12 protein-coding genes are annotated in these 12658 nt (G+C 36.8%); 6 read left to right on the plus strand and 6 right to left on the minus strand.

What is annotated here, in order from left to right; genetic code table 11:
- Positions 1–632 precede the first annotated feature (632 nt).
- The 6 genes from QS795_RS03705 (at position 633) to QS795_RS03730 (ending at position 6255) form a co-directional block, all read left to right on the plus strand.
- Positions 633–1259: a DUF1120 domain-containing protein gene (locus QS795_RS03705; protein ID WP_154604497.1), complete on the plus strand. Its 627-nt coding sequence runs from the start codon at positions 633–635 to the stop codon at positions 1257–1259.
- 57 nt (positions 1260–1316) lie between these two features.
- Positions 1317–1976, plus strand: coding sequence for a fimbrial protein (locus QS795_RS03710; protein WP_286270990.1), 660 nt, complete (start codon positions 1317–1319; stop codon positions 1974–1976).
- Between the two features lie 35 nt (positions 1977–2011).
- Positions 2012–2665: a hypothetical protein gene (locus QS795_RS03715; protein WP_286270989.1), complete on the plus strand. Its 654-nt coding sequence runs from the start codon at positions 2012–2014 to the stop codon at positions 2663–2665.
- A gap of 40 nt (positions 2666–2705) precedes the next feature.
- Entirely contained in the window at positions 2706–5120 is a 2415-nt protein-coding gene (locus QS795_RS03720) for a fimbria/pilus outer membrane usher protein (protein WP_286270988.1), read from the plus strand.
- 35 nt (positions 5121–5155) lie between these two features.
- Positions 5156–5842 (plus strand): fimbria/pilus chaperone family protein, encoded by a 687-nt coding sequence (locus QS795_RS03725; protein ID WP_154639417.1) that lies wholly within the window; start codon positions 5156–5158, stop codon positions 5840–5842.
- Between the two features lie 71 nt (positions 5843–5913).
- The gene (locus QS795_RS03730) at positions 5914–6255 is read left to right on the plus strand and encodes a helix-turn-helix domain-containing protein (RefSeq protein WP_154604502.1); all 342 of its coding nucleotides are present in this window, start codon (positions 5914–5916) and stop codon (positions 6253–6255) included.
- Between the two features lie 127 nt (positions 6256–6382).
- On the opposite strand, the gene QS795_RS03735 is transcribed toward QS795_RS03730, so the two are convergent.
- From QS795_RS03735 to QS795_RS03760, 6 genes are all read right to left on the minus strand, one after another.
- On the minus strand, positions 6383–7192 hold the full coding sequence (locus tag QS795_RS03735; RefSeq protein ID WP_286270985.1) for a hypothetical protein: 810 nt from the start codon (positions 7190–7192) through the stop codon (positions 6383–6385).
- Between the two features lie 30 nt (positions 7193–7222).
- A complete protein-coding gene (locus QS795_RS03740) occupies positions 7223–7744 on the minus strand; it encodes a hypothetical protein (RefSeq protein ID WP_286270983.1) in 522 nt (173 codons plus the stop codon).
- Positions 7745–7798: 54 nt separating this feature from the next.
- Complete coding sequence (locus QS795_RS03745) at positions 7799–10426, minus strand: fimbria/pilus outer membrane usher protein (protein ID WP_286270981.1); 2628 nt, start codon at positions 10424–10426, stop codon at positions 7799–7801.
- A gap of 40 nt (positions 10427–10466) precedes the next feature.
- Entirely contained in the window at positions 10467–11177 is a 711-nt protein-coding gene (locus QS795_RS03750) for a fimbria/pilus periplasmic chaperone (protein ID WP_286270979.1), read from the minus strand.
- A 59-nt stretch (positions 11178–11236) separates the two neighbouring features.
- Entirely contained in the window at positions 11237–11818 is a 582-nt protein-coding gene (locus QS795_RS03755; RefSeq protein WP_286270974.1) for a fimbrial protein, read from the minus strand.
- 92 nt (positions 11819–11910) lie between these two features.
- Positions 11911–12210 carry a helix-turn-helix domain-containing protein gene (locus QS795_RS03760; RefSeq protein ID WP_132496236.1) on the minus strand — a complete coding sequence of 100 codons (300 nt, stop codon included), beginning with the start codon at positions 12208–12210 and terminating at the stop codon, positions 11911–11913.
- Between the last annotated feature and the right edge of the window lie 448 nt (positions 12211–12658).

Genomic DNA, 12658 nt, shown 5'->3' on the forward strand with positions numbered 1-12658 from the left:
GATAAAGCCACTATTTTTACTCTTCGTCAGTGTAACAACTTGGTTTTGATTTTGGTGTAACTTCACAGTTTTGTATGGTTTCGTTAGTTTACTGTTTATAAGTGTGAATGGTTTACTTGGTTGTTTGTTTATATCCTTTTGATTTATAATCAAATAAAATCAATTCTGTCTTTTTTTGTCAATTATCGACCTTTTATTTTTACTCTGTATATGTGTTAAATTGTAATTATTCGCTAATCGGAACAAATAAAAAGTATATTTGATATAAAACACTGTATTTGTATTCTTTTTATGATGATTCTAGGTTTAAATATATTCAACAGATAATCTTAAAACGAGTAATTGAGTTTACTTGTTTGTTTTCTATGATGAAACATGCTGAAATACTTTGTAATAAAGCAAAATTAAATAATTTGCTTTATTTAGGCTAATTCAAATTCTAAAAATATATGCTTATAATGGCTCCATCGAGTTAATTAGGCTGATGAGGTTTATTAGCTTTAAACCGATATTGAAAATAAATAAAACCAACTAAATATCTAAAATATTCTTGTTTGAATTTTAATTTTAAAATTCCAATAGGAGGGGTTTTATTCGTTTAAATATTATTCTTATTTTATAGGATTTATTTCATGTTTAAGAAAACCATAATTGCATTATCTTTAATTTCTGTTTCAAGCGCGACATTAGCAGCGGCACCCGTAGCAAATTTAAAAGTGTCAGGTTCAATTACACCACCAACTTGTACTATTAAAGGGCAGAATGAAGTTGACCTAGAATATGTATTTGATGTGTCACCTGGAATGTTTCCTGTTTCTGGTAATTTAGGACTTGATGCAAAAACAAATAGCATTGAAGTGATTTGTGATGCAGCGACTTATTTAACTTTCTCCTCTACTGATAACCGTGCGAGTTCTGTATTAACCGCGGGTGTATATAACTTTGGTTTAGGCCTGTTTGATACTGATAAAAAAGTTGGTTTCTATACAATCAATATGAAGAATGCAACAGTCAAAGCGGATTCTTCAAGTGCTGCTCAAACCGTCGGTATTTCGAATGGAGCCACATATGGCACAACAATGTTTATTGATAAAACGAAAAAAATGGCGTGGGCAACAGCTGCAAGCACATTAAAAGCAGGGCAAATTTTTGCAGCAGACTTTGATGTAAAACCAACGCTGAGTTCTGAATTGAAAACTAGCTCGGGTGATGCAGAATTAGATGGTCATGCAACATTAGCCTTTGCTTTCTCTCTCTAATTTTTTGATTGAAATGAATAGATATAAATTTATATCTATTCATTATGGAACGGAACTATGATTAAAAAAATAACACCATTAATACTCTCGACAGTGTTAATATCTCCAGCTGTATTTGCCAATACAACTGCAAATATAAAAGTATCCGGCAAAGTTGCAATGCCAACCTGTTTAATTAATGGAAATGAACAGTCAGATGTTATTTTTGAATTAGCAAAAACATCACCAAGATATTTAAGCCAAACATCCTATACGGTATTACAATCACCGGTTAAAAAGAATGTCACTGTGACTTGTGATGCGGAGACATATTTAACCTATCGTGCAACGGATACGTATCAAAGTACACCATGGCCTACAGCATCTGGTGATAGTTACTTTTTCATGGTGCATTCGGATAGCCCAGATAAATCCGTCGGCGCAGTGATGTTTGCTGTTTCTGATGTCACCATTGATTCTAAAACTGCTTTTATTGCAAGTGATGGTGTTACAGCAAATAACTCTGTCATGACTAAGAAAATACTTAATGGTTTTGGTACAAAGAGCTCAACAATATTCGCCAATAAATTAACAGCAGGAAAAGTATTCTCTGCGGATTTTGTAACAACTAGCGTTTATATTAGCTCAATCAACCAATTAACGGCAGCCGGTATTGATTTAACATCTAACGTTGATTATCAAGCAGAGGCTGTGCTGGCGTTTAACTTTGGTATTTAATTAAATTCTAATGAGATTTATTTCTTGGGGAATATATGCGTTTATTTGTCACTCCAGTAACTAATAAAACTATATTGTTATTTATATATTGTAGTCTGTTTTTTAGTGAAGCAGTTTATTCGCATACTTTTCAAAATAGAAATATTATTGAACAGGTTGAGTCACCCCCTACGTGTGAAATCGTTATCCCTGATGGCGGGCAATATCAATTTAATCAATTGCATGCTCGCCAGTTTAATGCAGTTAAAGCAACGGAAGTACCCGAGATTACCAAAACATGGCAAGTATCGTGTAATACGCCAACTCAATTGCTTGTTCAGTTTTCGGATAACCGAAGTGATTCATCACAGTTGGGAAACGAAGATTACTTTGGACTAGGGAAAGTGAATAACCAAGGGCGATTAGGGAATTATCAGCTGATACTTAACCAACCTAAAGTGGATGGTCAAGCGGTTGGAGTCGGTGCTGTGGAAGGCTTAGGGCCATTTCAACGCACTCAAGGAGCGGTATTAAAAGGGAAAAAATACGCATGGTTTACAAATGAAAACGTATTATCCAGTGGAAAAAACTTCACCGTTAATATAGCCGTTAAGCCTATATTAAACAGCCTTAAAGAGACCAATGGTCCAATTATTGATGCTGTGGAATTAGATGGTAGCGCAGATATTATATTTTCATTTGGAATATAGTTTTAATTCTTAGTAATTTATATTGGAAATAAAAATAATAATGAATAAGAAAAATAAATTTTCTTATTGCCAGCTATTTTTAATTTTTGTCGTACTGCATGTAAATAATTCCGATGCATCTGAATCAGTAAAGAGTGGAGCAGGATCGTCAATTAATTTTGATATCGACTCTTTAAAATCACTAGGGTATGGGGCAGAAGTCGCTGAATTCTTTATGAAGGGTAATCAGTTTTTACCTGGAAATCATGATGTCACCATAAAATTAAATGGCAGTAATGAATATACTGCGAATATTGAAATCAATGAAAACGGTGAGCTTTGCCTGACTGACGGATTAATGAGTAAGTTGAGGTTAAAAAAAGTTAACTTAACGGATGGATGTAATACATTCGAACAAATTTACCCTGAAGCAAAAATTGCATTATCTCCTAGCTCCTACCAAATAGATATGGTGGTTGCCGAAGAGAATTTAGACCCAAAGTTACAAGGTAATGAGTTAACGTACGGTGGGTTTGGTGTTGTCAGTAACTATCAATTATATGGTATGCATATTAACGGTAATTACAGCCAGCGTTTCTACCAAGGAGAGTTTGAAACAGGCATTAACTGGCAGAATTGGGTTTTACGAAATAACAGTAGCCTTTCTGCTGGAGACTCAAAATCACAATATCAATTTAATGAAACTGTACTGTCAAAAAGCATCGAACCTTTGCAGTCGTTATTAGATATCGGGCAACTTAATACACAAGGCGCATTTTTTGGGGGAACACCGCTGGATGGTGTGCAAATTTACTCAGATAGCTCTTTGCAAGGTTCGAATGTTTTAGTTGTTCCGGTGACTGGCTTTGCAAGTACACCGTCAACGGTTGAAGTTCAGCAAAATGGACGGCTGCTATATCGAACGATGGTGCCAGCGGGGCCTTTTGAGTTAAATCGTATTAATAATGTGGTGATTGGCTCACCTCTGGACGTCACTGTTTTCCAAGATAATGGTGAAAAACAGCAGTTTCAGGTGGTGACAGCCAACCAGCAAACTGCGGTTTCGCCCATGAGTTATCAATTTTCAGTGGGGCGTTATCGTAGCCAAAGTGATCTGCGAACGGATAAACCCATTATTGGCAGTGCAGAAATAAGCCAGCAATATGGCATGTCAAATTATGGCGCAGGCTTACTTTATTCAAATCAATTTCAAGCGGTGAGTGGACGACTTAACTCTTATTTTGATTTTTCAACGCCGATTTCTACGGGGATTGGTGTTCAAAGTGCGAGAAATAATGAAAAGCGTGGGGAGCAGATCGATTTCAATAGCAATATTGCATTTGAAAAAATGACATTCGGGGCATCTGTTTTATATCGTACGAATAAGTTTCCAACCTTGGATAGTTCATTATTAAAAAAGCAACCCGCTCAGGATGAGCAAGAAAATACGAATAGATGGTTTAGTGGAGAATTACAAACTACCTCTTCGTTATTTGCAAGTTGGGGTGATGTTACATGGGGGCGCTTTAGCGCTAACGTAAACCATAATCATTTTTATGGCGATAAATCTGATACCGTTTTTTATTCAGCAGGCTATAGCCGAAAAATTGCAGGTATTTCGATGAATGTGAGTTACCAAACGGGTGATGACCGAGATAGCCGAATTTTTATTAATGCATCGATGCCGTTAGGTAAGAGAAAAAGTGTCAGTATGCAGAGTCAATATTACCAAGATAAAACCATGGTAATGGCAAATTACAATCAGCAAGTCAGCGATAATTTAAGGTATTCCGTTGGCGCTGGTCGTAATGATGGCTCGAGTGTAGTGAATGGCAGTATTAATAATGCCAATGCGTATAGCAATATTTCGCTGAGCGGTTCGATGTCCCAGAATAATACGCACTCAGTCACGGTCTCTGCATCAGGCGGCATGGCGTATTCCGATGGGTTATTTGCAACATCATCGGTACCTTTAGGAGACACCTTTGGCATCGTGTACGTACCGGATGCACCAGGGGTTAGAGTCAACACGATGGGTAGTGGCACCACGATAACGAATCATTTTGGGACGGCAGTGATTTCATCGTTACCAAAGAACCAAAAGTCTACGGTGCACTTAAATACAGAGAAACTGCCCCTGAATGTGCGTTTGGATACGACGTCGTTTGACGTTGCGGCGGCGAGAGGGACTGTCATGACGAAGCGCATTCAGGCAACCACAATGCGCCAATTATTGTTGAGCATCAAAATGGCCAATGGTGATGACGTTCCTTTTGGTGCCAGTGTACTTAATAAAAAAGGTGATTATATGGGCGTCATCATGGGGGAAGGTAATTTATTACTCAGTAATGAGCAAATTGGTGATGACATTATTTTACGCTCACCTAACTCTGATGATTGCATTATTAAATATAACGTGCCGGAATTTTTTTCCGCTGAATCACTTTATGAAGAGGCAGATGCTATCTGCCAATAATCTTAATATTATTTGAATACAAGTTTGAGGTTTCAATGAAAAAGTTAATTTATATCGCATTTTTAAGTTTAATGGGCTTAATGAGTGTATCTGCAAAAGCGAGTTTCCAATTAGAAACGATGACTGTTATTTTAGATGCAGGTGAAGAGCGCAAAGTATTTAGTGTAAAAAATACATCGAAAGAGCCTATCTTATTATCAACAAAAGTCTCTGATTTAGAGGGTTCGCAGCCTATGGCTAAAGATATTATGGTATCTCCGCCAATTGTTAGAATTGAACCAAATGAAAGCCAGCAAATTAATTTTGTTTTAAAGAAAGGGTTAGATTTAAAACAAGAACAGATTTTGCGTGTTTCTTTCCAAGGTGTCGGTGCCGTTAAGCAAAACTCTGCAAAAATGCCTATTCGCCAAGATGTGGCCATGTTGATTACGCCTGCAAATGGGGTATTAAGCCAAACGCCTTGGAAAAATATCACCGTTAATCAAAAAAATAATCAACTGACGTTGACGAATACAGGGGATCAAGTTATTCGCTTATCACCTTCAGTCACGACATTACCGAGCAATGACGCTTATACAATTGATCAATTTTATTTAAGACCGAATGAAAGCAAAACTATTAATGTGAAAAACACAGTACAGGAGTTAGTGATTTCCCCATTAAGTCGTTACGGTTTTAAAAATCAAAATAATGACACCATCAAAGTCACTCATAATGGATAACTTTATCTATCAGTAGGATCGAAAATTAAATTTTTAATTTAATCGTTCCAGTACAGGGAGATATATAAAATATGAAGAGCGAAGATGAAGATAGTAAACCTGAAAATCATGTTTACTCCGTAATAATCGGTAGAGAACTGAAACGAATTCGTAAAAAGAAAGGTTTCTCAGGATCTAAGGTAGCTAACCAATTAGGTATTTCACAGCAGCATTATTCGCGATATGAGTGTGGAAAATGCCGTATTTCTGTTGATACATTATTAAGTGTTCTCTTTATTTTAGATTTTGATTTTGGGGACTTTTTCAGTGAGTTAAGATTCCAGCTGAATAATGATTATCATGGTGAAATTCCAAATGTGAAGCTAAGTGATACTCACAAGGATATTGAAAGCTATTTTGATAAAACAAGTTAGGATATCAATTTGATATTATTAATATCTTTTCTTTATTTATTCTTTTCTACATTTATTTTTGATTGTAAATCCGCCATTAGGCGGATTTTTTATATTAATGAGTGACTAATAGAATACGAGTTCAAGCTTACTGAATGGTCGTAATATATTCTGCATTCCAAATATATTCCCCTGCTTGAGTTGGGCATGTTCCTTTTAGGTGAGTTTCAATCTGTTTCTCTTTTTGCCCTGCTGGCATTTGAATGACTTGGGGCTGAGTATTAAGAATACTTTGGTTATCAAGAACAATATCAAAATCATCAGGCAAATCATGAGATTTTACGGTTAACTCCATTTTTTTACTTTGTCCTATATATCCCACAAAGCTTACCGTTAATGGAATAACCGCTTCTAGATTGTCATTGGGTGAACAGGTTTTTAAATCAATGACAGCAGGTGCCCTGATATGAGGATACGCCATACTCGACGCATGTAATTTAATAATGGTATAGGTGACACTTGTTGGTCTAAATAGTACTTGGCTAGCGGAGTTTGTAACTATAGAACAATAAAAAAGCCATGTATCATTGTCAAATCCCGAGAGGCTGTTTATATATGCAACTCCACTAATCGAATTATCACCACCAAAGAAATTTTTTACGCTACCACTTCCATTAAGTTTAATTTTTCCATCATTAAAAGTTTCTGCATAGATTCCCAACCCTTCACTATAGAAATCATTTTTCATTTCTTCAATGCTTGACCAACATGCTGTTCGTAATGGACCTGATGTTCCATTAGGATTACTGTAATCCACCATAAATGAGAGGGAGTTATTTCTCCCTTGAGCTTGAATATCTTCAATATATTCATTTTTAGTTTCTTTTAGAATAAATGTTGTTTCTGCATAAACAGACAGCGGCAATAATGAAATAATAAAAATAAATAACTGGCGCAATGTTGTTGACCTTACTGGTTAATTTGCAATTTACATCGGCTCGATAGTGACAGTAATCTGTCCATTAACGTCACCAACAGGGGTACTTGATGTAGAGGCTACCTGCGGAACGACAGTGATGTCTGTCTTATCCCCATCTTTGGTGCTGTCTCTTTCCAAAGTTGCTGTTGTCGACGATAAATCAAGATAGTTTTCATCGAATTTTAAGCAGTAGCGCATAAAGTCAGCGTCCGTTTTAATACAGGAACCATCCGCTTCATTTGCTTTGAAGGTGTATTTATATTTGTCGGTTCCTGAGCAAGTAGCGGTCAACGTGAATTTTTTAGAATAAGCGTCTAAGTCATTTCCGGTTAATTTACCATTAAATGCAGAACTCGGAATTTTATCTAAAGAAACTATCTCGGGTGCATCAAGTGTGCAGCCTGCCAAAACAGTCGCTTTTATTTTAACTAACGCACTTGCACTTTCCGCGCTGGCTAAGTTGATATTTGCGCCACCAACACAGGTGACGACCAAAATTAATTTTACGAGTTTATTGATAATTAAATTCATATTAAGCCTGTTATTTAAATAAATGATTAAAATAGTTTTGTTATTGACCAATGGTTATTGGCAATTAACATCGAATCGAATTAATGATTGCAGATCTGCATTTTCAGGTAACGAGTACGTGGCTTGGCACTGGTTTTCATCGTCATGTCCCCATTTAGCGGTTAATTCGCCAGAGGATTCGAGCCCAGATAAATAAACCTGTCCATCATCATTCACAATTGCTGTTTGGTGCCTAATCGAAACCAAGGTGCCGAAAGGCAAGCTTTTGCCATTTTTTACGATGTGAACTAATGCGCGAGCACCTTGGCGAGTCACAAAGTTTGCTTTGACGATAGCGCCACGAGTAGGCACAGTCGTAAGAACGCTGTTTTCAATTTCCGTCTGTTCATCTAATTCGCTGCTATCTAGTGCAATGCGATTTAAACGATATGGCGTTGCGTAAGGCTTGATGGTGTAACCGAACCAATCTGTTTTCACACCACTGGTATGTTCAACAGGAATATCGCTCGCCCCCGGTGCGGAAATTAAAATATTAGTCTCACCAAGGGGTTGGCTAAAAATGATACCGTCAGAGTGCAGAGTCACTGCACCAGAAATACCCGTTGAAACTTTACGGTAATCCTGACCGTAGCTATAACCGATTTGAGTATTTCCATAGCCGCCTTGGTAGGCTAAGTTGATATTCCCATCATTCCCATTACTTGAAGAATAACCTTGAGCAACGTTCCAATTCAGGTTTTGCTGAGCCAGTAAACTTCCGCTTAAACTGGTCTGCTGGACTAACTCTCCTTGGTTATCGTGGTTAACACTATAAGAGGCATACATTGACGGCGCTCCTTGAGGTAACCACTTCTGTAACGGGATGGATACCGTTAAGAAAATATTCCTATCCGTTGTTTTTACGTCGTATTGATCAACATTTTTATTTAATCCATACGAGAGCGTGTAATTAATATCGCCAATCTGGCTACTTAGCCCCGACTGTATGGAAACCGAACTGCCATTTCGCTCCCAAAAACTCTGGCGGACACCGGTTAAATAAATGGAACCAACCCCCGTTATCTTTTGTGAGATATTGGTCTGTATTCTTTCACGCTTATTATCGTAAAGATTAAAATAGTCGGTATTGTTGGTTTTCAGTTCGCCATTGGTATCAAGGGTTTCATTTTGTGATAGCCAACCAGACATCCGATTTAGCGAGGTTTCTTGTAGGGTATAGTAGCCTCGGGTTGAGTAGCGATACCCTGTGAGTTGGAGATTTGTGCCGGTTTCAGGGAAAGCTCGTGCGTATAGAAAACGCAGTGACTGCCCTTGATAGCGGCTCCCATCGGTTAATTGGCTATTAGCATGGGTAATATCTGCTGAAAATGCCCCCCATGTCCCTAAGTTAAAGCCGGTACCGACCGCTCCTGCCAGATAATTTTTGGCATATTGAACGCCGCCATACAGCGTGGTTAATGAAGATGCTCCCCAGATAAGCGTCGTTTCTCCAAATTGAGTCGTATCATAGTGGCTGTTATCTGAGCGAAACTCACCAGCAGTTAGGCTATAACTCATTCGACCTTCTCGTAATAACACGGGAACAGAGGAATAGGGCACGATAAATGATTGAATATCGCCGTTAGCTTCAAGAATACTGACTTGCAAGTCACCACTCGAGCTCATGGCGTTTAAGTCGGTAATAGCAAACTCACCAGGTGCCACATTAGCTTGGTAGATTAAATAATCATTCTGGCGAATTTCAATGGTCGCATTGCTGTTTGCCACACCGCGGATAATCGGCGAAAACCCCTGTTGACTAGACGGATACATACTTTCGTCTGTTCGTAATTGTGCGCCGCGAAACGTCAGTGAATCGAAAACTGTGTTATTGGTTGAACTGTCCCCTAATACTAAGCGGCTTCGCCAAGGGATGATCCCTCGTTCGACATAGCTGTTGAGATGTTGCCAATTATTTTCTTGATTATGTTTGCTTTTATAGCTGGTCCATGTACGGTTATCACGGTATCTCCAGCTCCCTAAATTGACGCCATTTCTTAGATTCAAGTAGATGTTTTTACTAAAATCGTGCTGATATTGGTTATCTGTGACACCTAATGTATAGCTGGTAAATAGTGCATTAATTCCTTCATCCCATTGGTTAGTTGGAATTTCATCTTTGGCTAAATTGTTTAACGCTATCTGTGGAATACTGATATTTAATTTCATTTTTGGAAAATCAAATTCAGTGCTCGCATTAGGGATCAATTGCGCCAGAGGAATACATTGATGGTTGTCCGATTGCAGCAATGGAAGGCTATCAATATTGACTCCCAGCTCAGCCAGTTCCTGTGGCGTTAACAGTGGAATTAACCCTGTTTGGTCTGCTACGAATTTAGGTAATTGGTCATCATGTTTTTGGCAATCTTGTGCTTTGACAAAGGTAATATTTCTTCTGTACTTGAGATTGCCATTCAATGAAACATCAACGTCATAGGTTCCGGGTAATTGTGAACCTTGGCTTTCGAAAGTACTTAAATCAGCAATATGATCTGAATCGATAGAGATCAAAGAAGGTGGAAAATAGTAATTTTCTCCCTCTTGGGCATGAGTGCTTGGTATTACAAAAAGGCAGATAAATAAGTATGAGGTGCTCAAATGGTTATTGATGATTTTTTTGTATTTTTTTAGTGAAACGAACATAGAAAACCTTATTTCCATTTGAAATAAAATAGATTAATTCTTAATTGAAAATGGCTGGTTTTGGCGAAGTGATCCCACCAAAGTCATTAATTGAACTAAACATCAGTTTACTGGTGTCAAATCCTGCTGGTGCATTAACCTCGATATGACTAAATGGCGCGATCATCGTTGATGGTAATTCATTATTTCCTGAACGAAGGTCAGTTAAGGTCATGTAATACGGCGATGGATTTGATATTTTAATTTTCTGGTTATCAATCTTGCTAAATCGGATAAGGTTTTCAGCTTCCTTTGGTGTGATTTTTAATCCTTTGGGTCTAATAAAAAGTTTAACTCGAGTTACAGCGGCAAGGATTAATGCATTCTTATCAGCTAATTCATTTCGGTCAATGGATGGAATGGCTTTTACATTAAAATAAAATAGCGATTCTTTATCTTTCGCTAATTGTTCACCCGCATAAACTAGTCGAATGGTATTTTCATTTTTTGGTGCACTAGTAAATAAAGGTGGCGTGGAAATAAAATCGCTTATTTTATTTCCTTTGGAGTCCTCAATCCAAGTTTGAACTAGAAAAGCTGATTTATCTGAGGTATTTCGAATACCAGTAGTAATTTGCTTACTTTCTTGTGGGTAAATAATTCGGGTGCTATCAAGTGTAATTCCACCCGCTAAACAAAGTGAAGAAAAACCAAAATAGAATAGTGAAACCAGCCATTGATAATAATGACTTGCTTTAGGTAACGAAAACATAAAAACTCCGGATATAAATAATGCGCACCCGCTATGACACGGGTGCTAAGACAGAAATATTACTGATAAGTAATCGTGAACTTGGCAGATGCGTTAGCAGAACCCGCAGTCACTTCATTTGCTAATGCGATGTACTGTGCTTGGAAGCGTAATGTACTGTCACCTTCATTCAGCTTAATAGCATCCGTTGCTTTTGAGCCATTAACAGTTACTAACTTGTTGTTTTGTAAAATTTGGATACCCACGCCAGTTGCGGTTGTTTGCCCACTTTGAGATGCTACTGGAGCAAGGATTTTTTCTTCGTTAAGAATGGTAGTACCATCAAAAGTCAGAGAGGCGTTTTTAAATGTTTCAGTTGCACATCCGGTTAATTTAATATCAAAACCAACAGGTGATGACACCGAATCTTTGCCATCAAAACCATCTTGGCGGTATTGACCTAAATTAACTGTTTGTGAAGCATCGTCGTTATCAATAACACAAGGTGTGTTCACAATTGTACCAGTAAAATTAACAATACCACCGCCAACAGTCACAGGAGCTAATTCTTCTGGAGCACTAGGAGCTTCTTCTGCTGCAAATACATTTGCAGATAAAGCTAGAGAGATAGGTAATGCGATAGCGATTAACTTAAGTTTCATTATATTACTTTCCATTAGATAAAATTTTAAAAGGGTTTATTTCTTGTTTGGTGCTTGCATTCAAAATAAAGCATGCACTCCGAAAAATACATTTATGTATTTTTGAGATTGCCTACATGAATTACACCGTCTGTTTCTAGCTCATCAATTAGCAAATTGAAAAGTCTATTTTGTTCTGGCTTTATTACCTTGCTACTGAATTCATCGAAGGGGATGTTTAATACATTTAAAAGTCTTAAAATATTTTCAATACTTAATGTCGATATTCCTCTTTCATATCTTGATATTTGTTGCTGACTGATTGATATTAATGATGCTAATTCTTTTTCAGATAATCCTTTGCTTATCCGTGCATTTCTAATAAATCTTCCTATTTTTTCATTTAGTTTCATTATATTGATAATTAGTTAATTACCTAGGTTGGTTAAATATGAGTTGTATAATTGGATGATTTCAAAACGAGGCGAATTGTAGATAGGTTAAATAATGATGTAAATACTCAAAATATGATGAAATATAATGTTACATTCAAATGAAATAAAAAACCTAGAATATCGGCTAGTAAATTACTCTTTTTATGAGTTAAATTTTAAGTTAAATAAAATAATTTTTTGATAATGACGCAGATCAATAAATAAAATCTATTTATTAATCCTGAAATGAAACAAAATGATACAATATATAATATTTGCTTTCATTTTGCTCTTTTGATTACTCAATATGAGAGTTTTTATGGTGTGTAGTATTGCGGTGTCGTTTGTTTTTATAAAGAAATAAACTATTAAAATTTTAATTAATACAATGCATTAGATGAAAATTAACAGTTGTAAGTAAGTATTT

The sequence above is a fragment of the Providencia zhijiangensis genome, from assembly GCF_030315915.2.
Taxonomy (GTDB): Bacteria; Pseudomonadota; Gammaproteobacteria; order Enterobacterales; family Enterobacteriaceae; genus Providencia; species Providencia zhijiangensis.